25 protein-coding genes and 1 pseudogene are annotated in these 25,335 nt (G+C 71.9%); 13 read left to right on the top strand and 13 right to left on the bottom strand.

The features are described 5' to 3' along the window. Positions 1 to 153: 153 nt before the first annotated feature. Positions 154 to 1,128, bottom strand: coding sequence for an HAD family hydrolase (locus ACWG52_RS16560; RefSeq protein WP_389808193.1), 975 nt, complete (start codon positions 1,126 to 1,128; stop codon positions 154 to 156). Between the two features lie 98 nt (positions 1,129 to 1,226). Here ACWG52_RS16560 and ACWG52_RS16555 point away from each other — a divergent pair, with 98 nt between their 5' ends. The 6 genes from ACWG52_RS16555 to ACWG52_RS16530 all read left to right on the top strand — a co-directional run bounded on the left by ACWG52_RS16555 (position 1,227) and on the right by ACWG52_RS16530 (position 8,453). Next, positions 1,227 to 1,514 carry a glutaredoxin family protein gene (locus tag ACWG52_RS16555; protein ID WP_033226828.1) on the top strand — a complete coding sequence of 96 codons (288 nt, stop codon included), beginning with the start codon at positions 1,227 to 1,229 and terminating at the stop codon, positions 1,512 to 1,514. Positions 1,515 to 1,787: 273 nt separating this feature from the next. Next, complete coding sequence (locus tag ACWG52_RS16550; RefSeq protein ID WP_033226827.1) at positions 1,788 to 2,594, top strand: redox-sensing transcriptional repressor Rex; 807 nt, start codon at positions 1,788 to 1,790, stop codon at positions 2,592 to 2,594. Next, positions 2,591 to 4,288, top strand: a complete 1,698-nt coding sequence (locus ACWG52_RS16545; RefSeq protein WP_389808189.1) for a glutamyl-tRNA reductase — start codon at positions 2,591 to 2,593, stop codon at positions 4,286 to 4,288. Before ACWG52_RS16550 ends, ACWG52_RS16545 begins: the two co-directional genes overlap by 4 nt. Further along, positions 4,285 to 5,253 (top strand): hydroxymethylbilane synthase, encoded by a 969-nt coding sequence (gene hemC, locus ACWG52_RS16540; RefSeq protein WP_389808187.1) that lies wholly within the window; start codon positions 4,285 to 4,287, stop codon positions 5,251 to 5,253. The genes ACWG52_RS16545 and hemC overlap by 4 nt, the downstream gene beginning before the upstream one ends. Continuing rightward, on the top strand, positions 5,250 to 6,917 hold the full coding sequence (locus ACWG52_RS16535) for a bifunctional uroporphyrinogen-III C-methyltransferase/uroporphyrinogen-III synthase (protein ID WP_389808184.1): 1,668 nt from the start codon (positions 5,250 to 5,252) through the stop codon (positions 6,915 to 6,917). Before hemC ends, ACWG52_RS16535 begins: the two co-directional genes overlap by 4 nt. Positions 6,918 to 7,091: 174 nt before the next feature. Then, entirely contained in the window at positions 7,092 to 8,453 is a 1,362-nt protein-coding gene (locus tag ACWG52_RS16530; protein WP_389808182.1) for a HEAT repeat domain-containing protein, read from the top strand. Positions 8,454 to 8,526: 73 nt separating this feature from the next. On the opposite strand, the gene ACWG52_RS16525 is transcribed toward ACWG52_RS16530, so the two are convergent. Beyond that, positions 8,527 to 9,477, bottom strand: a complete 951-nt coding sequence (locus ACWG52_RS16525) for a helix-turn-helix domain-containing protein (RefSeq protein WP_389808180.1) — start codon at positions 9,475 to 9,477, stop codon at positions 8,527 to 8,529. A gap of 107 nt (positions 9,478 to 9,584) precedes the next feature. Between ACWG52_RS16525 and ACWG52_RS16520 the strand changes: the two genes are divergently transcribed. Together ACWG52_RS16520 and hemB are read left to right on the top strand one after the other, a co-directional pair. After that, the gene (locus ACWG52_RS16520) at positions 9,585 to 10,661 is read left to right on the top strand and encodes a saccharopine dehydrogenase NADP-binding domain-containing protein (protein ID WP_389808178.1); all 1,077 of its coding nucleotides are present in this window, start codon (positions 9,585 to 9,587) and stop codon (positions 10,659 to 10,661) included. Between the two features lie 98 nt (positions 10,662 to 10,759). After that, positions 10,760 to 11,761: a porphobilinogen synthase gene (hemB, locus tag ACWG52_RS16515; protein ID WP_266381919.1), complete on the top strand. Its 1,002-nt coding sequence runs from the start codon at positions 10,760 to 10,762 to the stop codon at positions 11,759 to 11,761. Between the two features lie 16 nt (positions 11,762 to 11,777). Here the strand turns inward: hemB and ACWG52_RS16510 are convergent, their stop codons facing one another. Further along, positions 11,778 to 12,122 carry a hypothetical protein gene (locus ACWG52_RS16510; protein ID WP_453128933.1) on the bottom strand — a complete coding sequence of 115 codons (345 nt, stop codon included), beginning with the start codon at positions 12,120 to 12,122 and terminating at the stop codon, positions 11,778 to 11,780. A gap of 215 nt (positions 12,123 to 12,337) precedes the next feature. Here ACWG52_RS16510 and ACWG52_RS16505 point away from each other — a divergent pair, with 215 nt between their 5' ends. The 3 genes from ACWG52_RS16505 to ACWG52_RS16495 all read left to right on the top strand — a co-directional run bounded on the left by ACWG52_RS16505 (position 12,338) and on the right by ACWG52_RS16495 (position 13,991). Then, positions 12,338 to 12,922 carry a hypothetical protein gene (locus ACWG52_RS16505; protein ID WP_389808174.1) on the top strand — a complete coding sequence of 195 codons (585 nt, stop codon included), beginning with the start codon at positions 12,338 to 12,340 and terminating at the stop codon, positions 12,920 to 12,922. Then, positions 12,912 to 13,517: a hypothetical protein gene (locus tag ACWG52_RS16500; protein ID WP_389808172.1), complete on the top strand. Its 606-nt coding sequence runs from the start codon at positions 12,912 to 12,914 to the stop codon at positions 13,515 to 13,517. The genes ACWG52_RS16505 and ACWG52_RS16500 overlap by 11 nt, the downstream gene beginning before the upstream one ends. 201 nt (positions 13,518 to 13,718) lie before the next feature. After that, the gene (locus ACWG52_RS16495; protein ID WP_365267601.1) at positions 13,719 to 13,991 is read left to right on the top strand and encodes a DUF1876 domain-containing protein; all 273 of its coding nucleotides are present in this window, start codon (positions 13,719 to 13,721) and stop codon (positions 13,989 to 13,991) included. A gap of 44 nt (positions 13,992 to 14,035) precedes the next feature. Here ACWG52_RS16495 and ACWG52_RS16490 read toward each other — a convergent pair whose 3' ends face one another. Both ACWG52_RS16490 and ACWG52_RS16485 read right to left on the bottom strand, forming a co-directional pair. Continuing rightward, entirely contained in the window at positions 14,036 to 14,776 is a 741-nt protein-coding gene (locus ACWG52_RS16490) for an ABC transporter permease (RefSeq protein ID WP_389808169.1), read from the bottom strand. Then, positions 14,773 to 15,708, bottom strand: a complete 936-nt coding sequence (locus tag ACWG52_RS16485) for an ABC transporter ATP-binding protein (RefSeq protein WP_389808167.1) — start codon at positions 15,706 to 15,708, stop codon at positions 14,773 to 14,775. Before ACWG52_RS16485 ends, ACWG52_RS16490 begins: the two co-directional genes overlap by 4 nt. Before the next feature lie 102 nt (positions 15,709 to 15,810). On the opposite strand from ACWG52_RS16485, the gene ACWG52_RS16480 reads away from it, so the two are divergent. Then, positions 15,811 to 16,575: a TetR/AcrR family transcriptional regulator gene (locus ACWG52_RS16480; RefSeq protein WP_389808164.1), complete on the top strand. Its 765-nt coding sequence runs from the start codon at positions 15,811 to 15,813 to the stop codon at positions 16,573 to 16,575. Here the strand turns inward: ACWG52_RS16480 and ACWG52_RS16475 are convergent. The 4 genes from ACWG52_RS16475 to ACWG52_RS16460 are packed head-to-tail and all read right to left on the bottom strand — an operon-like array spanning position 16,558 to position 19,539. Then, the gene (locus ACWG52_RS16475; protein WP_389808161.1) at positions 16,558 to 17,331 is read right to left on the bottom strand and encodes a hypothetical protein; all 774 of its coding nucleotides are present in this window, start codon (positions 17,329 to 17,331) and stop codon (positions 16,558 to 16,560) included. The two genes, ACWG52_RS16480 and ACWG52_RS16475, sit on opposite strands and share 18 nt — an antisense overlap. Next, complete coding sequence (locus tag ACWG52_RS16470; protein ID WP_389808158.1) at positions 17,315 to 18,544, bottom strand: hypothetical protein; 1,230 nt, start codon at positions 18,542 to 18,544, stop codon at positions 17,315 to 17,317. The genes ACWG52_RS16475 and ACWG52_RS16470 overlap by 17 nt, the downstream gene beginning before the upstream one ends. A 39-nt stretch (positions 18,545 to 18,583) precedes the next feature. Then, entirely contained in the window at positions 18,584 to 18,763 is a 180-nt protein-coding gene (locus ACWG52_RS16465) for a DUF397 domain-containing protein (protein WP_033224113.1), read from the bottom strand. Continuing rightward, positions 18,760 to 19,539, bottom strand: a complete 780-nt coding sequence (locus ACWG52_RS16460) for a helix-turn-helix domain-containing protein (protein WP_376142220.1) — start codon at positions 19,537 to 19,539, stop codon at positions 18,760 to 18,762. Before ACWG52_RS16460 ends, ACWG52_RS16465 begins: the two co-directional genes overlap by 4 nt. 185 nt (positions 19,540 to 19,724) lie before the next feature. On the opposite strand from ACWG52_RS16460, the pseudogene ACWG52_RS16455 reads away from it, so the two are divergent. After that, positions 19,725 to 20,006: pseudogene (locus ACWG52_RS16455) on the top strand (ATP-binding protein); the annotation flags it as partial. Here ACWG52_RS16455 and ACWG52_RS16450 read toward each other — a convergent pair. The 4 genes from ACWG52_RS16450 to ACWG52_RS16435 all read right to left on the bottom strand — a co-directional run bounded on the left by ACWG52_RS16450 (position 19,994) and on the right by ACWG52_RS16435 (position 25,250). Then, a complete protein-coding gene (locus ACWG52_RS16450; protein ID WP_389808153.1) occupies positions 19,994 to 20,503 on the bottom strand; it encodes a DUF3995 domain-containing protein in 510 nt (169 codons plus the stop codon). The pseudogene ACWG52_RS16455 and the gene ACWG52_RS16450 sit on opposite strands and share 13 nt — an antisense overlap. 86 nt (positions 20,504 to 20,589) lie before the next feature. Further along, on the bottom strand, positions 20,590 to 21,387 hold the full coding sequence (locus tag ACWG52_RS16445) for a VOC family protein (RefSeq protein ID WP_389808275.1): 798 nt from the start codon (positions 21,385 to 21,387) through the stop codon (positions 20,590 to 20,592). 115 nt (positions 21,388 to 21,502) lie between these two features. Further along, the gene (locus ACWG52_RS16440; RefSeq protein WP_453128932.1) at positions 21,503 to 23,461 is read right to left on the bottom strand and encodes a hypothetical protein; all 1,959 of its coding nucleotides are present in this window, start codon (positions 23,459 to 23,461) and stop codon (positions 21,503 to 21,505) included. 301 nt (positions 23,462 to 23,762) lie between these two features. Then, on the bottom strand, positions 23,763 to 25,250 hold the full coding sequence (locus ACWG52_RS16435; protein WP_453128931.1) for a hypothetical protein: 1,488 nt from the start codon (positions 25,248 to 25,250) through the stop codon (positions 23,763 to 23,765). Positions 25,251 to 25,335: the final 85 nt, after the last annotated feature.

The following is a 25,335-nucleotide window of genomic DNA, read 5'->3' as shown; positions in this document are numbered from 1 at the left end:
GGGTGCGCGGAATGGACGCTTCCATGGGGTGCCGCGACCGAGTCGGGCATGCCCGAGTGCCGCGCCGGGGGCGCGGGTAAAGGTGAGCGAATGACCGGGTCGGAGCCGTGGTCCGGCCGGGCCCGGGGTGCGAGGGCCCCGGGCCTGGTGTTGTTACCTGCGGCGGCGGTGCAGGGCGATGGCCGCGGCCGCGCCGCCCGCGATCGCGCCGACGCCGGCGGCGGCCGGGACGCCGACCTTCACGGCCTTGCGGCCGGTCCGATAGTCGCGCAGTCGCCAGTCGTTGGTGCGGGCATGCTTGCGCAGTTTTGTATCGGGATTGATCGCGTACGGATGTCCGACCAGTGACAGCATCGGGATGTCGTTGTGCGAATCGCTGTACGCGGCGCAGCGTTCGAGGTCCAGCCCCTCGGCGGCGGCCAGGGCGCGGACGGCCTCCGCCTTCGCGGGGCCGTGCAGCGGTTCGCCGACCAGGCGGCCGGTGTAGATCCCGTCGACGGACTCGGCGACGGTGCCCAGGGCGCCGGTCAGGCCGAGGCGGCGGGCGATGATCGTGGCCGTCTCCACGGGGGCGGCCGTGACCAGCCACACCTTCTGGCCGGCGTCGAGGTGGGCCTGGGCCAGGGCGCGGGTGCCCGGCCAGATCCGCTCGGCCATGTACTCGTCGTAGATCTCCTCGCCGATCGACATCAGCTCGGAGACCTTGTGTCCCTTGACGATGGACAGGGCGCTGTCGCGGGCGTCCTGCATGTGCTCGGGGTCCTCGACCCCGGCGAGCCGGAACCAGGCCTGCTGCCAGGCGAAGCGGGCGAGCTCGCGGCGGCGGAAGAACTCGCGCTTGTAGAGGCCGCGACCGAAGTGGAAGATCGCGGCGCCCTGCATGACGGTGTTGTCGAGGTCGAAGAAGGCGGCGGCGAGATCGTCGCCGGCGACCGGGAAGACGGGCTCTCCCGGGGTCCGGTCCGGGCCCTCTTCGGTGAGGGCTTCCGGTTCCGTTTCTGGTTCGGTGAACGGTGGGGCCTCGGCCAGAGCGGTCTTGCGGGCGGCCTCGGCCGAGGCCTCGCCCGCCAACACGCTGCGTGCGGTGGCGGAGCGCCGACGAGGGGGGAGCCATCCGAGAGCGGCCATGACGCGAGCATAGCCACTGTGTTCGGGAGTTCCCGAACCGATGGGATGCGGAGGCGTGAACTCTTCGAGGCGCCGCTGTTACGCGAGGGCGCGGGAGAATGGGTGGCATGAGCCCTTTGTTGCGCCGTAAGGAAAAGAAGCGTCCCGGCGAGCGGACGGTGACGCTCATCGGGAAGCCGGGGTGCCACCTGTGCGACGAAGCGGAGGAGGTGGTCGCCGCGGTGTGCGCCGAGACGGGTGCGCAATGGGAGAAGAAGGACATCTCGCAGGACGAGGAGCTCTACCGCTTGCACTGGGAGCAGATTCCGGTCGTGCTCGTGGACGGCGAGCAGCACACCTTCTGGAGGGTGAACCCCGACCGGCTCCGGCGGGCGTTGGGGGCCTGACCCGCTCGCCGGTTACCATCATGGGCGATTTATGGGGTCTCGGGGGCGTATCTGTGAGGAGTGTGCACGGTTTTGCCCCCTTTGGGATTTGAACGGGTTCGACGTGCCGATGGTTCCGGCTTTACGTGCCGGGAGCGCGTGACCCCGGTCACTTTGGTCGGACAAACCGGACACAATCTTTGTGCACGCGTTCACAAAGGCATAGCCTGCTGTCGACGGGGCGGTCCTGGGACAAGTGGCCGCCTGCAGCCCCGCTCATCCCGCAGGAGCATCGTGGCAACTGGCCGAACTCACCGACCGGCGACCCGCAGCCGAGGTATTCCCGAGGCCACTGTCGCCCGGCTTCCGCTGTACTTGCGTGCCCTCACCGCGCTCTCCGAGCGATCGGTGCCCACGGTGTCCTCCGAGGAGCTCGCGGCCGCCGCCGGAGTGAACTCCGCGAAGCTGCGCAAGGACTTCTCGTACCTGGGTTCCTACGGGACCCGCGGCGTCGGCTACGACGTCGAGTACCTCGTCTACCAGATCTCCCGCGAGCTCGGCCTGACCCAGGACTGGCCGGTCGTCATCGTCGGCATCGGTAACCTCGGCGCCGCCCTCGCCAACTACGGCGGCTTCTCCGCGCGCGGCTTCCGCGTCGCGGCCCTCATCGACGCCGACCCGGCGATGGCCGGCAAGCCGGTCGCCGGCATGTCCGTGCAGCACACCGATGATCTGGAGAAGATCATCGAGGAGAACGGCGTCTCGATCGGCGTGATCGCGACCCCCGCGGGCGCGGCCCAGCAGGTCAGCGAGCGGCTGATCGCGGCCGGCGTCACCTCCATCCTCAACTTCGCGCCCACGGTGCTGTCCGTGCCCGAGGGCGTGGACGTGCGCAAGGTCGACCTCTCCATCGAGCTCCAGATCCTCGCCTTCCACGAGCAGCGCAAGGCCGGTGAGGAAGCGGCCGCCGCTGCCGCCGGCAGCTCCTCCGTGGGCGGCGCCGCACCCGCCGCGGCCGTGGTGCCGCCGGCCGGGCGGACCGCCGCCGAGCAGCGCAAGGGCGGGCCCGAGGGTGACGTGCCGGCGGTGATGCCGGCATGAGTCTGCTCGTCGTAGGGCTGAGCCACCGCAGCGCACCCGTCAGCGTGCTGGAGCGGGCCTCGCTGCCCGCCGATGCCAAGGTGAAGCTGCTGCACGACACCCTGGCCGCCGAACCGGCGACCGAGGCGACCGTGCTGGCCACCTGCAACCGGATCGAGCTGTACGCGGACGTGGACAAGTTCCACGCCGGCGTCGCCGAGCTGTCCACGCTGCTCGCACAGCACAGCGGTGTCGCGCTGGAGGAACTCACCCCCTACCTGTACGTGCACTACGAGGACCGGGCGGTGCACCACCTGTTCTCGGTGGCGTGCGGCCTGGACTCGATGGTCGTCGGCGAGGGGCAGATCCTCGGCCAGATCAAGGACGCGCTGGCGCTGGGGCAGGAGCTCCACACCGCCGGCCGGCTGATCAACGACCTCTTCCAGCAGGCGCTGCGCGTCGGCAAGCGGGCGCACTCCGAGACCGGGATCGACCGGGCCGGTCAGTCGCTGGTGACCTTCGGGCTGGAGCAGCTCGCCGTGGGGACGCCGGTGGCCGAGTGGGCCGCGGGCAAGCGGGCGCTGGTCATCGGCGCCGGGTCGATGTCCTCGCTGGCCGCGGCGACGCTGGCACGGGTCGGTGTCGCCGAGATCGTCGTGGCGAACCGGACCGCGGACCGGGCGGAGCGGCTGGCGGAGATTCTGGTTGCCTCGGGCACCGGGGTCGCGGCGGTGGCCGTGCCGATGGCTCGGGTGGCCGATGAGCTGACACGAGTCGACGTGGTCGTCTCGTGCACCGGTGCCACCGGGCTCGTGCTGAGCGCCGACGACGTGCTCGCCGCCGTCTCCTGGGGCGCTGCCCCGGACCCCGCGCCTCAAACGCCGGCGGGGCTGGATTCGGCTCCGGCCCAGTCGCCCGCGCCTCAGACCCCGGCGGGGCTGGACATGGCCGACGTCGTGGCCCGGCTGGCTGCCGCCGCGCAGACGCACGGTCGGATCGCCGACGCCGGGGCCGCGCGGACGATCAGCGCTCCCGTCGAGGCCGACGGCTGTCCCGTCGGGCCCGACGGGCGCGCCGCGCTGACCGGGGTCGACGCCAACTCCCTCGAACTGCACGGGACCTGGGCCGACCAGGGCGAGGCCGCCGCACAGCGGCAGCCCCGCAGGAGCACCCGTACGCAGCCCCACACGAGCTCCGTCCGGCTCGCGCTGCTCGACCTGGCCATGCCCAGGGACATCGACGCGGCCGTGCACCGGATCCCGGGCGTCCGGCTCGTGGACATCGAGTCGCTCGCGGAGGCGTCCGCCGACGCCCCGATGGCCGCCGACGTCGACGCCGTACGCGGGATAGTCGCCCAGGAAGTGGCGGCCTTCGGGGCGGCCCAGCGGGCCGCCCACATCACGCCCACCGTCGTCGCCCTGCGCGCCATGGCGGCCGAGGTGGTGGCCATGGAAGTGGCGCGGCTCGACGGACGGGTGCCCGACCTCGACGAACGGCAGCGTGCCGAAGTCACCCAGACCGTGCGCCGCGTCGTGGACAAGCTCCTCCACGCGCCGACCGTGCGCGTCAAGCAGCTCGCGAGCGAGCCCGGCGGCGCCGGGTACGCGGAAGCGCTGCGCGAACTCTTCGACCTCGACCCTCAGACGGTTGCTTCCGTCAGCCGGGCGGACGCGGCCGATCCGATGAACGACGACGACCCAGGACGGGCATCATGAACACACGTCCCGACCAGCCGCTGCGGCTCGGTACGCGGCGGAGCAAGCTGGCCATGTCCCAGTCGGGGCACGTCGCCGACGCGGTACGGGCCGTCACCGGCCGCGCCGTCGAGCTCGTGGAGATCACGACCTACGGCGACGTCTCGCGCGAGCACCTCTCGCAGATCGGCGGGACGGGCGTGTTCGTCACCGCCCTGCGCGACGCGCTGCTGCGCGGCGAGGTCGACTTCGCCGTGCACTCGCTGAAGGACCTGCCGACCGCGCAGCCCGACGACCTGGTGGTCGCGGCCATGCCGCGCCGCGAGGACCCGCGGGACGCGCTCGTCGCCCGGGACGGTCTCACCTTCGAGCAGCTGCCCGACGGTGCCCGCATCGGTACCGGCTCGCCCCGACGCACCGCCCAGCTCAACCACCTGGCGCTGTCGCTCGGCAAGCGGATCGAGACGGTGCCCATCCGCGGCAACGTCGACACCCGGATCGGCTTCGTCCGCGACGGGGAGCTCGACGCCGTCGTCCTGGCCGCCGCCGGTCTCAACCGGATCGGGCGCGGCTCCGAGGCGACCGACCTGCTGTCCGTCGACAGCGTCCTGCCGGCCCCCGGCCAGGGCGCCCTGGCCGTGGAGTGCCTCGCGTCCGACACGGACCTCATCGCCGCGCTCGGGCAACTCGACGACCCGCACACCCGGGCCGCCGTGACCGCCGAGCGTTCCCTGCTCGCCACCCTGGAGGCCGGCTGCAGCGCACCCGTGGGCGCGTTCGCCGACCTGCTGGCGGACGGGGAGATTGTCAATGAAATGCGCCTGCGCGGCGTCGTCGGAACCCTCGACGGCTCGACGCTGGTGCAGCTGTCCACCACCGGTCCCGTGCCCCAGTCGTACGACGAGGCCATGGCGCTCGGCCGCGAACTCGCGGACGAGATGCTGGCCAAGGGCGCGGCCGGTCTGATGGGGGAGCGATCGCTTTGAACCCCTCAATTCCGACCACCTCCGCCTATCCGGCCGTCGCCGCCCACGGACGCGTCACCTTCCTCGGTGCCGGCCCGGGCGACCCGGGCCTGCTGACGCTGCGCGCCGTCGAGGCGCTGGCCGCCGCGGACGTACTGATCGCGGAGCCCGAGGTGCTCGACGTCGTACGGACTCATGCGCGGGCGAATGTCGACACGCCGCAGCTGACGATTGCTGATGAAGTGTCAGCAGCCGCCGGGGTCCCGGTGATCCGGGACGCGGCCAATCTTGTCATGGAGGCCGCGCGCTCCGGCAGGCGGGTCGTGCGTGCCGTCACGGGCGACCCCGGGCTCGACGGCAACGCCGCCGAGGAGATGCTCGTCTGCGCTACCGCCGGTATCCCCTTCGAGGTGGTGCCCGGTGTCGCGACCGCGGTGGGCGTACCCGCGTACGCCGGTGTCCCGCTGCGCGACAAGCAGGGCGCGGACGTGCGGTTCGTCGACGCGAGGACGGCCTCGGCGCGCTGCTGGAGCGAGGTGGGCGCCAGCGACGGCATCCTCGTCGTGTCCGCGACGCTGGAGACCGTCTCGGCCGCCGCCGCCGAACTGGTGAGCGCCGGGCGCAAGCCCGACACCCCCCTGACCGTGACCGTCGCCGGCACCACCACGCGGCAGCGGACCTGGTGCGCGACGCTCGGCACCATCGCCCAGGTGTTCAAGCAGGGCAAGGTGCTCCCCTCGCCCGAGGGCGCCCGGCCCGTCATAGCCGTGGTCGGTGAGCACAGCGCCGCCGCACGGCGCGAGGACCTGTCCTGGTTCGAGTCGAAGCCGCTGTTCGGCTGGCGGGTCCTCGTACCGCGCACCAAGGAGCAGGCCGCCTCGCTCTCCGACCAGCTGCGTTCCTACGGCGCGGTGCCCCACGAGGTGCCCACCATCGCCGTGGAGCCGCCGCGCACCCCGCAGCAGATGGAGCGCGCGGTGAAGGGCCTGGTGACGGGCCGCTACGAGTGGATCGCCTTCACCTCGGTCAACGCCGTGAAGGCCGTCCGCGAGAAGTTCGAGGAGTACGGGCTCGACGCGCGCGCCTTCGCGGGCATCAAGGTCGCCGCGGTGGGCGAGCAGACCGCCGCCGCTCTCGTGGAGTTCGGCGTGAAGCCGGACCTGGTGCCCAGCGGTGAGCAGTCCGCCGCCGGACTGCTGGAGGACTGGCCGCCGTACGACCCGGTCTTCGACCCGATCGACCGCGTGTTCCTGCCGCGCGCCGACATCGCGACCGAGACGCTGGTCGCCGGGCTGATCGAGCTCGGGTGGGAGGTCGACGACGTCACCGCCTACCGGACGGTGCGCGCGTCGCCGCCGCCGGCGGACACCCGCGAGGCGATCAAGGGCGGCGGCTTCGACGCCGTTCTCTTCACGTCCTCCTCGACCGTCCGCAACCTGGTCGGGATCGCCGGGAAGCCGCACAACGTGACCGTCATCGCCTGTATCGGGCCGGCGACGGCCAAGACGGCGGAGGAGCACGGGCTGCGCGTGGACGTGCTGTCCCCGGAGCCGTCGGTGTCGAAGCTGGCGGAGGCCCTCGCCGAGTACGGCGCGGCGCGCCGCGAGGCGGCCAAGGAGGCCGGCGAGACGGTGTTCCGGCCGAGCGAGCGACGGCCGGGGGCGCGGCGGCGTCGTACGACGTGAGCGCCTTAGGCGGGCCCTGCCCGCCGCAGGACACCGGGAAGGGGCCCGGGTGCGATCGCACCCGGGCCCCTTCCCCATGTCCGGCCCGGGCGGAATCCGGTTGTCGGTCCCCCGCGGCCCGGCGAAGATCACCGCCGGGACGCGGGACGCGGGACGCCGGATGAGGGGGGACGGATGACGGAGCTGGACGCCCGGCTGGTGGACGCGGTGGCGCCGGGTGAGGCGGAGACGGTACGGGCCCTGCTGGCGGAGGGCGCGGACCCGGACGCGGTGGGCGAGGACGGGCTGCCGGTGCTGTGCGCGGCGATCGCGGCCTATGCCGTGGAGAGCGTCGAGATGTTGGTGGCGGCCGGAGCGGACCCGTACCGGCCGCTCCCGGACGGGACGACCCCGCTGCTGAGGGCCGTCGACGCCGGCTCCTCGGCGGTGTGGGCGGCGGTACGCGGCCCCGCGCCGCTGAGGGACGGCGAGCGGCCGCTCGCCGCCGCCCGGCGGTGGTACGAAGCCGGTGCGGAGGCGGAGCTGCGGCGGCTGACGGGTGCCCACGGACCGGCACGGAGCGAGATCGTGCGGGACGGGGAGTCCGGTCGGATCCGGGAGATCACCCTCGGCGGGCGGACCGTACGGGACGGGCACGGCGCGATCCTCACCTTCCTGGAGGAGGATCTCCGGATCCTGCCGCCGGTCGGGGAACTGGTCACCCGGGCCGTGCGGCAGGCCGACGCGTACGGGGCCTGGGACGAGGACGAGGAGCACGTCGACCGGGCCGCGGCCCGCGGGAACCTCCTGTCGCGGCAGAGTGCCGAGACCTGGCGTGCGGTGGTGGAGTTCCACCGGCACCCCGCCCCCGCCCACCGGGCGTTCGCCGCCGACTTCCTGAACCTGGCCACGCTGATGGTCGACGTGTTCCCGCACGATGTCCCGCACCATCGCCGGTACGGGGACCGACTCGCCGAGCTGCTCCCCGGCTGGGCCGCGGTGGAACCGGATCCCGGGGTGCTGGCGATGCTGCTCCGCCTGCTGACCGACAGGTGCCTCCCGCAGGCGCGGGCGCTCGGCCTGCGGTACGCCGACCACCCGGACCCCCGGGTGCGCCGCCGGGTGCCGTGGATGCTCCACCCGCCGGGGGCCCCGGCGACCGCACGGGTGGTGCGCGGCCTCGCCCGGGACCCGGACGGCGAAGTGCGGCAGCGGGCGGCGGAGGTGCTGGACTGCGACGCGGCGGAGGACCGCGAGGTACTGATCGCCCTGCTCCGGGACGAGAACCCGCAGGTGCGGGAACGGGCCGCGTACGCCGTCAGGTCAGGGCGCGACCGCTCGCCGGCCGTCACCGAGGCGCTGCTGGAGCTCCTGGACGCCGACGGACAGGACGAACGACTCAGCGCCGCCTTCGCGCTGGCCTGCCGGGATCACCCCCGTACGCCGGAGGCGTACGAGAAGGTGGGTCCGCTGCGCCCGGAGTACGAGCGCGACCCCCGGGCGGACGGCCTGTGGCGGTGGAGGTTCCGCAACGATCCCGCCGGCCGGCGGGGGTGAGGTGCGGGCCGTCGCCGGGCCGGGGGTTCCGAACGCGGACCCGGCCGGCGGACACCGGTCCGGAGGTCGGCCGTCAGGCGGGGTTCGCGGTGCGGAACGTGCGGCGGTAGGTGTCGGGCGGGACGCCGACGACCCGCTTGAACTGGCGGCGCAGGGTGGTGGCCGTCCCCATGCCGGTGGCCACGGCGACCGCCTCGATCGTCTCGTCGGTGGCCTCCAGCAACTCCTGCGCCCGGCGGACCCGCTGGGTCAGCAGCCATTGCAGCGGCGTCTGGCCGGTCACCGCCCGGAAACGCCGTCCCAGGTGGCGGGGGCTCGTACTGGCCCTGCGCGCCATGTCGGTGACGGTCAGCGGCCGGTCCAGGCGCTGCCGGGCCCAGTCGAGAAGGTCGGCGAGCTGGTGGTCCCCGCCCGTGACCTGCACCGGGGTGGCCACGAACTGGGCCTGACCGCCGGTCCGGTGCGGCGCCATGACGAGACGGCGGGCGACGGAGTTGGCGACGGCCGCGCCGTGGTCGAGGTGGACCAGGTGCAGGCACAGGTCCACGGCGGCGGCCTTGCCCGCGGCCGTGAGCACACTGCCGTTGTCCGTGTAGAGCACGTCCGGGTCGACCTCGGCCGACGGATGCCGTGCGCTCAGCTCCGCGGCGTGCGCCCAATGGGTGGTGGCCCGCCGCCCGTCCAGCAGGCCCGCGGCGCCGAGCACGAAGGCCCCGGTGCACAAGGAGGCGACCCGGGCCCCCGCCGCGTGGGCGGCGCGCACGGCGTCGACCAGCTCGGGCGGCGGCGGCTCGTCCACGTCGGCGCACGCGGGCACGATCACGGTGTCGGCCCGGACCAGGCGCTCCAGGCCGTGGTCGGGCTCGACGGTGAACGGGCCGACGCGCACCGGGCCCGGGCCGCAGAGCAGTACGTCGTACCAGCCGCGCGGAGCGTCCGGCGGGGGATTGCCGAAGATCTCGTAGGCCACCGCCAGCTCGAAGTGCAGCATGCGACCGGCGGCGGCCAGGGCGACAGTAGGCATGTCCGAAACTGTACGGGTGATGTCGTTCCGGACCATCACGGTCGGGTGTGGGGCCCCCCGAGACTGGGTTCAACGAGACGGCGGATACGACGCGAACGGGGACAGCGATGAGCACGGTGGGTACGGCGAACACGGCGAACACGGCGGACGCGGGTACGACCGGCGCGGTGGTGGTCTACGGGGCGACCGGGCACACCGGTCGCTTCATCGTCGCCGAGCTGCGCAGGCGCGGAATCGCCACCGTCGTCTCCGGCCGCGACGAGGCCCGGCTGGAGGCACTGGCCGCCGAGGGCGGGGCGGACGTGCTCGTCCGCCCGGCCACCGTGGACGACCCGGCCTCCCTGGACCGGGCCCTCGCCGGAGCGGCGGCCGTGATCAACGCCGCCGGACCGTTCGCGGTGACGGGCGGCCCGGTCGTCGAGGCGGCCCTGCGCGCAGGGATCCCGTACGTGGACGTCGCGGCGGAGATCGAGGCGAACGCGGCCATGTTCGCCGACCACACGGAAGCGGCCCGTGAGGCGGAGGTGCCCGTGGTGCCGGCCATGGCCTTCTACGGCGGCCTCGGCGACCTGTTGGTCGGCGTGGCCACCGGCGGATGGGAGGCGGCGGACGAGGTGCACGTCGCGTACGGGCTGAGCAGCTGGCGACCCACGGCCGGCACCCGGGAGGCGGGCACGGTGTCCCACGAGCGACGCGCGGGCCGTCGGGTGCGGTTCACGGACGGCGCCCTGCGCTACCACGACGACCAACTGGCGGAGCAGGAGTGGGACTTCCCCGCGCCGCTGGGCCGGCGGACGGTGATCGCGGAGTTCACGATGGCCGACGTCGTCACCGTGCCCAGCCATGTCGACGTGCCCGAGGTGCGTACGTACATGGCCGCGGAGGCCGCGCGGGATCTCGCCGGGGCGGACACGCCGGCGCCGGAGGCCGTCGACGACCTCGGCCGCTCGGACCAGACCTTCGTGGTCGACGTCCTGGTGCGGTCGGGCGGGATCGAGCGCCGGGCCACGGCCCGGGGCCAGGACATCTACGCGGTCACGGCGCCGCTGGCGGTCGAGGCCGTCGAGCGGCTCCTGTCCGGGCGGGCCAGGACGACGGGTGTGGCCTCGGCCGCCGCGATGTTCGACGCGCCGGACTTCCTGCGGGCGCTGGCCCCGTACCTGTCGGTGGAGCTCTCGCACTGACCGCGGGGACGGCCGGGGGACGGGTGGAGCCCGGGAGCGGGGAGCCCGGGCTCTACCCTTGTCCGGACTGCTGTCGATGCTCGAAGAGGCGACTGAAGATGAGCGCGTACGGATCCTTCCCCGGTTCGCGGCCCCGCCGGCTGCGCACCACCCCGGCGATGCGGCGGATGGTCGCGGAGAACCGGCTGCACCCCTCGGACCTGATCCTCCCGGCGTTCGTCCGGGAGGGCATCAGCGAGCCCCTGGCGATCTCCGCGATGCCGGGCGTCGTGCAGCACACCCGGGACACGCTGCGGAAGGCCGCCGTCGAGGCGGTCGAGGCGGGGGTCGCCGGGATCATGCTGTTCGGTGTCCCGGCCGACGAGAACAAGGACGCGCTGGGCACGGCGGGCACCGAGCCGGACGGGATCCTGCAGGTCGCGATCCGCGATGTGAAGGCCGAGGTCGGGGACGACCTGGTGATCATGTCGGACCTGTGCCTGGACGAGTACACCGACCACGGCCACTGCGGCGTGCTGGACGAGCACGGGCACGTCGACAACGACGCGACGCTGGAGCGCTACGCCGAGATGGCGCAGGTCCAGGCGGACGCGGGCGTCCACGTGGTCGGGCCGAGCGGGATGATGGACGGCCAGGTCGGTGTCATCCGTGACGCGCTGGACGAGACCGGGCACGAGGACGTCTCGATCCTCGCCTACACGGCGAAGTACACCTCCGCCTTCTACGGTCCCTTCCGCGAGGCCGTCGCCTCCTCGCTGCAGGGCGACCGCAAGACGTACCAGCAGGACCCGGCGAACGCCCGGGAGTCGCTGCGGGAGCTCGCCCTCGACCTGGAGGAGGGCGCGGACATGGTGATGGTCAAGCCGGCCGGTCCCTACCTCGACATCCTCTACCGGGTGGCGCAGGCGGTGGACGTCCCGGTGGCGGCGTACCAGATCAGCGGCGAGTTCGCGATGATCGAGGCGGCGGCGGAGAAGGGCTGGATCGAGCGCGACCGCGCCATCCTGGAGACCCTGCTGGGCATCAAGCGGGCGGGCGCCGACACGATCCTCACCTACTGGGCGACCGAGGTCGCCGGCTGGCTGCGCGAGGCCCGCTGACCTGCGCCGGCGGCGGCTACGGCCAGTCGACGAGGCCGTTGAAGACGACGGCGTCGAGGACGACGGCGGCCGGAGCGACGACGGCGAGCCACACCCTGGCGGCGGCGTACCGCCGCTGCCAGGGCAGCGCCCAGGCGGCGACCAGCACGACCAGGACCACCAGCAGGCCGAACCCGAAGACGGGGAAGGCGACGTCGTACGAGGCGTCGAACCGGTCGCTCGCCGCGTCCCCGCAGGAGTCGCAGGCCATCGGGGACAACCCGACGAAGAAGAACGTGATCGCGGCCATCGGCAGCGTCAGCAGCGTGGAGACGAGCGGCGCGACGAACGCGCGGGGCCGGCGGGCGGTGTCCGAGGTCATGGATCCAGTGAACTCCGCCGGAGGCAAACGAACATGAGTGCGTGTACTCATGTAGCGGGCTCGCTGACCTGCGAAACTCCTAGGTGTACGTACGCACGTGGTGCGGCGTCGGACGAGCACACGGCCGACGGCCACCGCTGAACAGGGCCTTCCCGAACCACCGGCGGGCGCAGGAACTCAGACGCGCAGCGCTTCATGAGGAAGGCTCTTCGAGTATGTCCACCGACCGGAAAACCTGGGAAGCGGCCGTACGGCACTTGTACGAGGACGCGTTCACGTTCAGCGCCACCGGTCCGCGCACCCACGAGGACTGGCAGGTCGACGTGCTCGCCGTCATGGAGCGCGCTGTCCCCGACCCGCGTGGCTGGACCGGGCTCGACGACACCGCGAACGAGCGCACGGCGGAATTCCCCGCGTACCCCTTCCGCCCGCCCTTCAAGGCCGACCCCCAGCGACGGCTCACCCCGGCCGATGTGGGGGAACGGTTGCGGGAGATCGACCGTGCGAGTGCCGAGAACCTCCTGCTCGCCATCACGGAAGACCGCTGCACCCTGCGGAACCTCGAAAGGCTCAGTGAGAGCTTCGAAGAGCTGCAGGAGATGGCTCGCACCATCCTCGCGCGCTACGGGGACGCCTTCACCTGTCACACCAACGTCAGCACGGTCGGTCACGTCGGCAGGCTGGACTTCGGGGGGCAGTCAGTGGGCTGGACGCCGATGACGTTCTACGGGGAGGACTGCGGACTGGTCGTGGTCTCCGACACCGAGGTCGGGCTGTTCTGGACATTCGGTGACGTCTGAGCCCTACGGGGACCGCTCCGTGCCGACCCCGACCATCGACGTCGCCGCCTGGGAAGCCGCACTGCTCAGGCTCCTGGAGGACGTCTACACCCTCGCCAGGAGCGGCCCCCGGCTGCACGAGGACTGGGCCGAGGACGTCCGCGCCGTCATGCAGCGGTCGGTCGCCGACCCGCGGGGCTGGTCCGGCCGGGATTCGGAGACGTTCAAGGCGGGCCGGGAGGCCGGCTACCCCTTCTACCCGTTCCGCACGCTGACCGCCGAGGACCTGCGCGCCGGGCTCCGGCCGATCACGGCCGGCGCCGCCGTCGAGCTGCTCGCCTCGCTCGCGCAGGAGTGGTTCTTCGAGGACTCCCCGGTCCGGTTGCGGGAGGACCGGGACGCGGTGCTCGCGGACGCCCGGACCTTGCTGGACCGATTCGGCCCCGATGCGGCGTTCCGGACCTCCTCCGACCTCGCCCGCACCTGCGACGCGCCCGATTTTCTGGCGCGGGAGCTCGAAGGCGGCCACCCTTTCACCGACTTCATGATGGATCTCGGCCTGATCGCGGTGTCCGCGGACGAGGTCGGCGTCTTCTGGTCGTTCAACGCGCATTGAGCCGATGATCCGATGCCGGCCCGCCGCCGGGCGGTCTCCGGCCGGGCCTTCGGGGGCGGGAGCTGCTCGGGCGGGGCCGGGAGGGCGGGGCGGGGGCTTCGGGGATCGAGGGGCTCCCGGCACCGCCGGAGCCCCCGCTCGCGTTCGTCTCGCCCCGGGCGCACCCTGGAAGGACGGGTGACCCCCTGGAGGTGATGCACCATGGCCACGCTCGTCGGGTGGCATGTGGAGCTCGAATTCACCGAGGAGGGCCACCGCACCAGTGCGGCGGCCCTGGTAAGACTCGGGGACGGCTCCGAGATCAAGGCGCGGGGCTATGCCTTGCGTCATCCCTCCGACCCGGAGCAGTTGAGGGTCGGGGAAGAGATCGCGGGCGCCCGTGCGCTCATGGATCTCGCGTCGCAGATGCTGCAGAAGGCCCACGCCGAGATCGATGAGGCCACGGGCCGTCATTCCTACCCGCTCAACCACTGAGCGGCAGGCCCACAGGCCCGCTGAGGGGCTCCGACCGGAGCCCGTCAGCGGGTTCTGCTGCGGAACAGGACCGCCGCCAGGACCATGGCCGTGGCCGTGATGCCCGCGCACCAGGTCAGGGCCACCCAGGGCGCGCTTCCGGCGGGCTGCGCCAGCAGCAGTGCCCGCAGGGATTCGATCACCGGGGTCAGCGGTTGGTGGTCGGCGAAGCCGTGGAGCCAGCCGGGCATGGTCTCGATGGGGACGAAGGCGCTCGACGGGTACGGCAGGAACATCATCAGGAAGGTGAAGCCGCCCGCCGCCTCCGGCGTCCTGGCGAGCAGCCCGAGCGCGGCGGCCAGCCAGGAGATCGCCGTGATGTACGTGAGCAGCAGCCCGGCGGCGGCGAGGAAGGCCGCCGGTCCGGCCTGGGGCCGGAAGCCGATCGCGAGGGCGACGGCGAGGACCAGGGTCGTGGAGACCAGGTTGCGCACGACGGAGGCGGCGACGTGTCCGGCGAGGACGGGGATGCCGCCGATGTCGAGGGAGCGGAAGCGGTCGATGACGCCGTTCGTCATGTCCTCGGCGACGCTGACGGCGGTGGAGGCCGCGCCGAAGCCGGCGCAGAGCAGCATCGCGCCCGGCACCACGTACGTCACGTAGGTGGTGCCCGTGTCGATGGCCCCGCCGAAGAAGTAGACGAAGATCAGCATCAGCATGACGGGCAGCATCAGGGCGGCGATCAGCGCGTCGGGCCGGCGGCTGCTGATGCGCAGGCTGCGGCCTGCCAGGGCGAGGGCGGTCATCGGTCGGCTCCCGTCAGGGCGAGAAAGACGTCGTCGAGGGTGGCGCTGCGCAGGGTGAAGCGGTCGATGTCGGTGCGGTCCGGGTCGAGTTCGTCGAGCAGGGTCCGGACGTGGGCGGCGGTGCCGTCGGTGGGCAGGCCGAGGGTGAGCTCGTCGGGGGCGAGGTGGACGGCGCGCGGGGCGAGGGCCTCGTAGGCGGCGGTGGTCGTGAGGGTGAGGTCGAGCCGGTGTCCGGCGACGCGGGCCTTGAGCTCGGCCGGGGCGCCCTCGGCGGCGATGCGGCCGTCGGCGAGGACGGCGACGCGGTCGGCGAGTCGGTCGGCCTCCTCCAGGTACTGGGTGGTGAGCAGCACGGTGGTGCCGTCGGCGCGCAGTTCCCGTACGAGCTCCCAGAGATCCTGGCGGCTGCGCGGGTCGAGCCCGGTGGTCGGCTCGTCGAGGAAGATCACCTCCGGCCGGGAGACCAGGCTCGCCGCGAGGTCGAGGCGCCGGCGCATGCCGCCGGAGTACGTCTTCGCGGTGCGTCCGGCCGCCTCGGTGAGGCCGAATCGGGCGAGGAGCTCGTCGGCGCGCGTACGGGCGGCACGCGGGGAGAGCCCGGCCAGGCGGCCCATCATGCGGAGGGTCTCGGTGCCGGTCAGGAGCTCGTCGACGGCTGCGAACTGGCCGGTGAGCGCGATGAGTTCACGAACCCGGGAACGTTCGGTGACGGTGTCGTGCCCGGCGATCCGAACGGTGCCGGCGTCGGCGGCGGTGAGGGTGGCCAGGATCCTGACGGTGGTGGTCTTGCCCGCGCCGTTGGGGCCGAGGAGGGCGAGGACGCTACCGCGCGGGACGGCGAGGTCGATGCCGTCGAGGACGCGGAGGTCGCCGTAGGACTTGGTCAGACCTGTTGCGTGGATGCCGAGGCTGCCGGAGGCGTGCGTGGTCATGAGGGGTGGTGCTCCCTTCCCCATCTTCTGCGTATGCCTTACGCTCTTCTGTGTAAGTAATACACAGAACTAGGATGGGGGTCAATCGAGGAGTGGGCGGTCATGGCGGAGGACGAGGACGGCGGGACCGGGCTGCCGGCCAGCCTGGAAATGGCCTGGGGTCTGCGCGACCGCCCGAGCAAGGGGCCGCGCCCCACGCTCACGCTGCCGAAGATCGTGGAGGCGGCCGTGACGCTGGCCGCGAGTGAGGGCATGGACGCCGTCTCCATGGGCCGGGTGGCCAAGGAACTGGGCGTCTCGACGATGTCCCTCTACCGCTACGTCGCCGCGAAAGAGGAGCTCTACGTCCTCATGGCGGACGCGGGCGTCGGCGCCCCGCCGCCACTTCCGCCCGAGGCGCAGGGGTGGAGCTGGCGCGAGCTGCTCACGAACTGGGCGTACGCACAGCGGGCCGTCCTGATGGCCAACTCCTGGATCCTGCGCATCCCGATCACCGCCGCGCCCGTCTCCCCCAACCAGCTGGCCTGGATGGACCGGGGCCTCGCGTCGATGGCCGGCACGGCCCTGAAGGAGAGCGAGAAGCTCTCGACGATCATCCTGATCGGGGGCCTCGTACGGAACGAGGCCACGATGGCGGCCGACATGATGGACGCCATCATCGAGTCCGGGGTCGCGCCGGACCAGGCGCTCGGCCAGTACATCCGCACACTGCGGCTCATGACCGGACCGGACAGCCACCCTGCGGTGACGCGGCTACTGGACTCGGACGCCTTCACCGGCTCCGGCGAGCCGGACTTCCAGTTCCGCTTCGGCCTGGACCGCATCCTCGACGGGCTGGCCCCCCTGACGTCAGAGCGGCGGCAGTAGATCGCTCTCGCTGACGGTGTACGTCAGCGGCGGGTAGACGAAGTCCACCTCTTCGTTCTCGCGGCGCCGCAGTCGGTAGAACTCGCGCTTCTGCTCGTCGTCGGCCGAGGTCAGGCGCGCACCCTCCGGGAGGTGCACCTGTCCGTCGCGAAACCGGACGAGGGTCTTCGACGTCCGGAACGTCACGCCCAACCACAGGTTGTCCGACGTCGGGACGGACGTGTCCAGCACGATCTTGTGCGTGAACCGCCGATTCGACTCGACGGAGAACGCGACGACAGCGTTGTGGGCGAGAGGGATCTCGAACGTGTCGCTCGCACCGGACCCCTTCGACGCGAACACCAGCTTCCGCGGTGGACCGGCTTCGGGATTCCGGTAGCAGGAGAAGACGGCGATGAAGGACCCGTCGGCGAGATCCAGGGCTTGGTCGGAATGACCGCCCATGGTTCTGTACGCGTTCGTGTAGCTCTCGATGAGCGCGTTGTTGAAGCCGATCGGGATCGCTGGGTGTTCTTGAATCCGCACGGCCAGCCGCTCGTGCACCGCACGGAAACGCTGCGCCGGGCTACCGTACCGAGTGGTGGTGCGAACGAGAGGCACCCCCTGCGCCCCGTCGACCCTGGTCAGCACGGCACCTTGCCGGCCCTTTCCCACGTCTTCCAGACGAGCCGACGAGGACAGCTCCGCGAAGAGATCCTGCTCGGCCGGCAACGAGTACGAGATGATCTCGTCCGAGATCCTAGACGCGGGGGGCAACATAGTCTCCCGTGTTCATGCTGAAGAGGAATTCATCGCCGTAGTCGATGAAGGACGAGGTCCTGTTCTCCTCGGCGTACAGCCTGCGCAGCTCGTCCATGCCCTCCGGTGTGGGCGGCCCCAACTCCACCGGATTCCCGCCCCCCTTGAGGAACGTCCGACCGTCCTTGTGAACGGCCTCGGCACTCGAACAACGCACCACGTACCCGAGGCGGGTCGGGAGCACATCGGCGCCCAACGTCGAGGGCCGGATCTCGTGCGTATACAGGCGGTTGGTGGACAACGGCATGAAGAAAACGGAGCCGGGGTAGAGCGTCAGCTCGAACTGTGAGGGGAGCGCGACCCCATCGCCGTCCACGATCGGCTCCTTGAGGCGAAAGCGGAGTCGGGTCAGCCCGCTGGCACGCTTCACGCCGTAGTCGAAGGCGTCTTCGGCCAGGGGCCGCAGCTTTTCGAGTCCGTCGTAGAAGGTGCAGAAGGCCATGACGCCATTGACGGGCATGTCCTTGGTCTTGTCGGCATGGGCCGAAATCTTGGCCTTGGACTGCTTGCGCTCGGCCGTGGCACCGGCGTTGTGGTAGATCTGCGCGAGGACGTGATTCAGCGGCGCCTGGCCCCGGAAGACGGTGGCGGCCTCGCGATTCAGAGCCTCGACGATGCGGGTGTCGGTCGCGCGAAATCCCTCGGTCGGCCCCGAGAGATTCGTGGAACACCGGAGCAGGCGGAAATGCAGCTCGTCACCGTTCTCCTCGACGGGCGTCAGATAGATTCCGCTGCGATGGGCCGTTCCGGGCTTGGTGGACTCCGTCAGGGACTGGAAGGCGTGCTCCGCACGGATCCGCCCGAAGTGATCGGCGTCGATGTCGAAGAAGCGGCGGTAGTACACGCCGGCGCCGTGCAACCGGACGGGAACCCGGCCGACATCGACCAGGGTCCAAGGTGCCTCGACGCCCCCGTCGTAGCCGTACGACAGCTCCCGGACGACGAACACCCGCTCCGCCGCCTTCAGCCGGCGGCCGCTGATCCCGGACACGTCGCCACACAGGTAGACGGTCTTGCGCGCGAGGTCGGGCGAACCGGAAGCGAGGTCCTCCGGTGTGATCGTGGACCCGAAGAAGTCCCTGATCAGGTCGCTGTCCTGCAACGTCGACGGCGCGACCAGTATGTTGCGCGCATCATCGATCCAGGCTTCCGCCGGCTCTGTCGGGTACATCAAACGACACCTGTCATTCGCGGATCTGGATGAGGTGGGCTATCGAGCCAGCCAGCCGGTCAACGCCGCCCAGCTCGCCGGCGCGAGCGCCAGGATCGGCCCGTCCTGGACCTTCGAGTCCCGGACGTGGACGGTGTCCGGGCCGGTGGCGACTTCGAGGCAAACGTCGCCTTCATCGGTGCTGTAGCTGGACTTGAACCACTGCAGAGCGGTGCTCATATCTCTCCTACCAGACGACTCAAAAAGGCTGTGGTCTCCTCGGGGTTGAGGGCCTGAGTCCGCAGCATGGCATATCGCAGGGTCAGGATGCTGATGTCGTCAGGGTGAGTGACGCGCTGGCTACTGCGCTGGCTTTCGACGTAGGCGCGGTGCTCGTGCTCCGGTGTTTCCAGCATGACGAACGAGCCGGCGAGGCCGGGGTGGGAGGCCTGCCCGAATGGGAGCACTTGGAGTGTCACGTGCGGCAACTTCATGCAGCTCAGCAGATGACGTACTTGCTCGCTGTAGACCGCGTTCCCGCCGATCCGGTCGCGGAGCGCTGCTTCCGACACCACGAAGGAAAAGGTCGGTGGACGTTCCCGGTGCAGCAGCTCGGTCCGCGCCATCCGGCGGGATGTCAGTGTCTCGATCTCCTCCTGGACGAACGCCGGGACGCGGCCGCGGAACAAGGCCCGTGCGTAGTTCTCGGTTTGCAGCAGTCCCGGCAGAACCAAGACCTCGTACCAGGAGAACGCGACGGCGCGTTTCTCCAGGTCCATGTACTCCTCGGACCACGTCGGCGTCGGATCCTTCTCGGGCATCCCGTGAGCAGCGACGGACAACATTCCGGGAAGCCCGAGATGTTGGTCCATCAGCTCCGCGACGTTCGGCATCAGAGTGCGTCGGCCCTGCTCGATGGACGCGATGGTCTCCTCATCCAGCCTGACCAGCTCTCCCAGTTGTTTCTGGGTCAGGTTCTTGGCGATGCGGGCGGCGGCCACCATCGCGCCGACCATCTTCATGGTCGTCGCGTTCGGCCGTACTCGTTTCCTCGGTGGCATGACTGCGAACTCCCCACCCGCGCAGGCGGAATACCCCGTGCGGACCCGTACTCATCGATGAGTACGGGTCGGCGCTCAGCCACACGCTAGTCACGCAACGCGACGATCGTCCCGTGAATCCAACTATTCAGGCGGCGCTCATGCGCGAGCGTCTCTACCTGCGCTCACCCCGAACCGTCGCAGCTGCGCGCCAGTTCACACGTGACACCTTGCACGCATGGGGCGTCACCGACGGCGTCGACGACATGTTGCTCTGCGTGAGCGAGCTGGCGGCCAACGCCCTGCGGTACGGGGTCCCGCCCGGCCGGGGCTACCTGCTGCGGCTGTTCGGGTTCGAGGACGCGACCGTCCGCATCGAGGTGCACGACAGCGGACCCGGGCTCTCCCGGATCACCGAGCGGCCGCACGGTCACGGCCTGACCCTCCTGGGCGCGCTCTCCGACGACTGGGGGGCGCTGGCCCGGACGCCCGGGAAGGTCGTCTGGTGCGAGTTCCGCCGCGCGGCTACCTGGACCGCCGCCCAGGCGGCGGCGAGGCAGAGCGGCGTGTAGAGCAGCAGGTTGAGGGTGCGGAAGGGGCTGTCCGGCGGGCTGGGGAGAAGCCCGGCCGCCCACGCCAGGCCCGCGAGGCCCCGTACGGCCAGGCCGGCCGCGACCGCGCCCGTGACGGCACGGGTCGTCCGGCCGCCCCGCCCGCGGGTGTGGGCGAACACGGCGGTGGCTCCCGTCAGGAGAACGGCGGCCAGGGGAAGTACCGCGCCCGGTCCGAAGGAGGTCTCGATGCCGAGGACGGCCAGTGAGAGCGCCCGTTCGTCGGTGGCGGGCCAGGTCGCGCCGGTGGCCCAGTACAGGTGCAGTGCGGCGTCGGCCGCCAGCAGCCCGGCCACGGCCGCCCCCGCCCCCGCGTGCTTGTTCCTCATGTGAATGAGCCCCCTTCGGTGATGGACGAACCGTCACCGAGAAGGAGGAGGCCCACAGGAAGAACATTCCTGTGGGCCGGGTCACGTCAGGCGGGCTGCTCCGTGACCGTCGAGGTGATCACCGCGAAGGGTCCGCCCTGCGGGTCGGCCAGTACGGCCATGCGGCCCGCCACCATGTCGAAGGCGGGCGCGAGGACGGTGGCCCCGGCCCGTACGGCGGCGGCCTGGATCTCGTCCACGTTGTCGACCTGGAAGTACGGCAGCCAGTTCGGGGGAGTGCCGGGCGGCGTCTTGTCCAGGTTCATCATTCCGCCCACCACACGGCCGGAGGCCTTGAACTCCGTGTACCCCTCGGCGCCCGGCATCTGGGAGGCGGACGTGGAGATCGGCAGGATGGCGGAGTAGAACGCGGCCGCGGCGGGGACGTCGCTGGTGCTCAGCTCGTTCCAGATGAGGGCGCCGTGCTCGTTGACGATGCCGGCGCCGTCGAAGGAGTTCGCCTGCCAGAGGCCGAAGACGGCTCCGGTCGGGTCGGCGACGACCGCCATCCGCCCGAGGTCCATGACGTCCACCGGGCCCATCATGACCGTGCCGTGGGCGTCGGTGACGGACTTGATGGTGGGGTCGATGGCGTCGGTGGCCAGGTACGTGGTCCACACGGTCGGCGGCATCGGGTCGGGGATGGTGCCGTCCGGGTTCATCGCCTTCATGATGCCCGCGACCGGCCGCCCCTTGAGGGTGCAGACGGAGTAGCCGCCCTGCTCGGCCGGGCCGACCTCGCCCTGCCAGCCGAACAGGTCGCAGTAGAAGTCGAGGGCGGCCTGCTGGTCGGGGACCATCAGGTCGATCCAGCAGGGAGTGCCGGGCTTGTAGGGGCCGTTCATGTCGGGCACCGAGGCCTCCGATGGTGGGTGGGGGAAGGACGGGCCGTCCCCTACCCGGCCCGTACGGCCCGAATCGGGCCGTACGGGTGAAGCCGGGTGGGGCTTCGGTGGGGCGTCAGTTGGTACGGCGGCGGCGACCGGTACCCGCGACCAGGGCCGCGCCCATGGCGAGGGCCACGCCCGCACCGTTCAGGGCCCAACTGGTGGCCGGGTCGGCGCCGGTGGCGGCCAGTGCGCTCCCGCTGGGGGTGGCGGTGGTGCCGGTGTTGCTCCCGCTGTTGATCGGGGTGGTGCTGGTGCCGCCGTTCGGCACCGGCCCGTTGCCGCCGGGTGTGCCGGGCGGGGTGCTGCTGGCGGGTGTCTGGCCACCGGGGGTGCCGCTGCCCGGCGTTTCGCCGCTGGGGGCCTCTCCGCCAGGGGTCTCCCCGCCGGGTGTGCCTCCGCCCGGGGTCCCGCCGCCGGGGGTCCCGCCACCTGGGCTCTCCCCGCCCGGGGTCCCGCCGCCGGGTGTGCCTCCGCCCGGGGTCCCGCCACCTGGGGTCTCCCCGCCGGGGGTGCCTCCGCCTGGGGTCTCCCCGCCGGGGGTGCCTCCGCCTGGGGTCTCCCCGCCGGGGGTGCCTCCGCCCGGGGTCTCCCCGCCGGGGGTGCCCCCGCCCGGGGTCTCCCCGCCGGGAGTCCCTCCACCCGGGGTCTCCCCACCCGGGCCCGGGGCCGGTTCCAGGAGGGTGGTCAGGCGGCGGGTCGAGCGGGAGCCGGCCCACGGTGGGGGCGTCTCCGCGTCGACCTGGGAGGTGCCCCAGGCGAAGAAGGAGACCGAGCCGGTCGGGGCGTCGGCGGCGAAGCGGACGCGGACCGGGACGTCGAACGCCGCGCCCGCGCCGATCGGCCCGCGTACAAGGCCGCCCGCGAAGAAGTAGCCGTCCTCGTCCGAGGTGATCTCGACGGACTGCCAGGCCGCCGGCAGTCCGTCCGCGGCCGGTCGCAGGACCTCGACCGTGATCTGCGAGACCTGCATCGAGACGAAGTCGGGCCGGGCCAGGACCAGTCCCAGGTCGAAGGCGGCCAGCTCGGCCTTGCCCGCGTTGTCCACCCGGACGGAGAGCTCCGTCCAGTCACCGCCCGCCCGCACCGATTCCGGTAGCCCGCTCACCGTCAGGGCCGGACCTTCGACCCGTACGGGGTCCTCGTCACCGCCGGGCGCGCCCGTGATCCTGGTCGCGTACGAGGACGTGGGGGAGCTGCCGGTGGAGGTGCCGACCCGGCCCGTGCCGTCCGCCGTCAGGTCGAACGGCACGACGGGGGTGTCCGCGGCGAAGCTGATCCGGACGTCGATGGTCCGGATCTGGCCCGCAGGGATCGCGGCGGCGCCGCCGAGGGCGTAGCCCAGCGTCGGGGCCGCGCTCTGGACCGGTGCGGCGGCCGTCCACGGCCCGCCCGCGGTGCTGTACTCGACGTTGATGTGGGCCGGCGCGAACTGTCCGGCGGCCTGCGAGACGCCCAGCATCGGGGTGTACTCGTCGACGGCGACGTGGCCCGAGTTGTCGACGGTCACGGTGAGCGGGGTCCAGCTGCCGTCGGCCTTGAACCCGGCCGCCGGGATGCCCTGGACCGTGACCTCGGGCCCCATCAGGATCCGGTCGGACCCGGTGTCCTCATCGGCTTCGAGAGTCTCGGGCGCGGCGGCCTGCGCCGGCGTCTGGGCCGCTGCCTCGGGCGCGGCCGGGACGGCGGGTGCGTCGGGCGCCGCGGGTGCGGCCACGGCCTGGACGGCGGGCTGCTGTGCGTCGGTGTCCTCGGCCTGTGTCTTCTCCGCGGCCGGCCCCCCGGCCTTCTCCGCAGGCTTCTTCTCCGGCTGCTTCGCCGGGGTCTGCTCGGCCTTTTCCTCGGCCTTCTCCTGCTTCGTCTTCTCCTTCGCCGGTGCCTGCGCGTCGTCCGACGGCCCGGCGGTGTCCTCGGGTACCACGTCCGGCGCGGTCACCGCCGGATGCTCCTCGGCCATTGCGGGCGCGGCCATCAGGAGTGTTTGGCCGGCCACCGCGGCTGCTGCCACGACGGCCATGCGCTTGAACTGCATGCTCTTTACCTCCCCGGGCTCCGGACATGTCCGGAGCCACCCCAAACCCCTTGGGAGGCGCCAAGGTTAGTGAGGTGGGAGGGGCTTGCAGAGGGCTACAGGATTGCGAAATATGTACGGTCCGCCGACACGCCGGGGGCGGTCCACGGGCGCGCGCCGGTCCGGGCCGTGTCCTACCTGGTCCGTACGACCGGTACGACCGTACGTCCGGTGCGACCCGTGCGACCCGTACGGCCCGGATCGGGCCGTACGGGTGCGCGCCGGTCGTGCGTCAGACGGTCGTGCCTCGGGCGTTCGTGCCTCAGGCGGTGGTGCGGCGGCGGCGACCGGTGCCCGCGACCAGGGCGGCGCCCATGGCGAGGGCCACGCCCGCGCCACCGAGGGCCCAGGTGGTGGCCGGGTCGCTGCCGGTGGCGGCCAGCTCGCCACCGGTCGTGCCCGTGGTGCCGGTGGTGCCGGTCGTGTCGGTGATCGGCTTGGCGCCACCGTTCGGGTTCGGCTGGTTGCCGTTGCCGTTGCCGTTGCCGTTCCCGCCCGTGTTCGTGGAGGCGGCGACGATGGTCGTCAGGCGGGCCCTGGAACGCGAGTCCGCCCACGGCGTCGGGGTGTCCGGGCCGACCTGGGACGAACCCCACGAGAAGATGCTGACGGCGCCGAGCGGAGCGTCGGCGGCGAAGCGGATCCGGAACTGGACGTCGAAGCTCTGGCCGGCCGCGACCGGGCCGCCCGCGAGATCGATGCCGAAGAAGACGCTCTCCTCCTCGGACCAGACCTCGGCCTCGTGCCAGCCGGCCTTCCCGTTCTTGTCCTTGCTCAGGACCTCGACCTTGATCTGGGAGGGCTTCATCTTGACCCAGTCCGGACGGGCCAGGACCAGCCCGACGTTGAAGCCCTTGAGGGCTTCCTTCCCGGAGTTGTCCACGCGGACGGACAGGTTCGTCCAGTCACCGCCGGCCTTGATGGTCTCCGGCACGCCGTTCACCGTCAGCGCGGGGCCCTCGACGAAGGGGTTCTCGCGGTCGTCGACCGCACCGGCGATCGTGGCGTTGTACCAGGCGGAGGGCGAGTAATCGACGTGGTTCCCGACACGGCTGAAGCCCGCCGAGGTCAGATCGAAGGGCATCACCGTGGTGCCCGCGGAGAACGCGATCCGCACGTCGACCGTGTAGGAAGTGCCCTTGGCGAGGGTCGTATTGGTCCCGAAGCTGTACTGGAGGCTGTTGCCGAACGCCTCGCCCTGGGTCAGCTCGGCGGACTGCCAAGTTCCGCCGGCGGTCTTCCACTCGACCTTGACCTGGGAGGGCTTGAACGTGCCGCCGTACCCGTCGACGGAGAGGGTGGGCGTGTAGTTCGGCACGGCGACGTGGCCGCCGTTGTCGACCGTCACCTGCAGCGGGGTCCAGCTGCCGTCGGCCTTGAAACCGTTCTTCGGGATGCCCGCCACTGTGACGTCGGGGCCCATGAGCATCCCGTCGGCCTCGGCCTCGGCCTCGGCGTCCTGCGTGTCCGCCTCGCTCTTGGCGTCCTTCGCCGCCTTCTCGGCGACGGGCGCCGGCTGCGGCGCGGGCGCCTGGGCGTCCGGAACGGCGGGCGCGGGGGCCGGGACCGGGGTCTGGACGCCCGGCACGGCCGGGGTCGGCGTACCGGCGTCGGCGGCGTCGTCCTTCGGCGCCACGTCCGGGACGATGACGGCCGGCTGGTCGGCGGCCATCGCGGGCGTCGCGGTCAGGACGGTCGGGCCGGCGACGGCCACCGCGGCCACGGCGGCCATGCGCTTGAAGTTCTTCACGTGCGTGTTCCCCCCAGTAAGTTTTGAACACGATCAGATTAATGGGGTCCGATGGATCGTGGGGGCCGGGGAGATCACGAAATGC

This window comes from Streptomyces sp. CLCI03, assembly GCF_053615355.1.
Note: the sequence above shows the minus strand (reverse complement) of the source record. Positions and strands in the feature narration are given on the sequence as shown.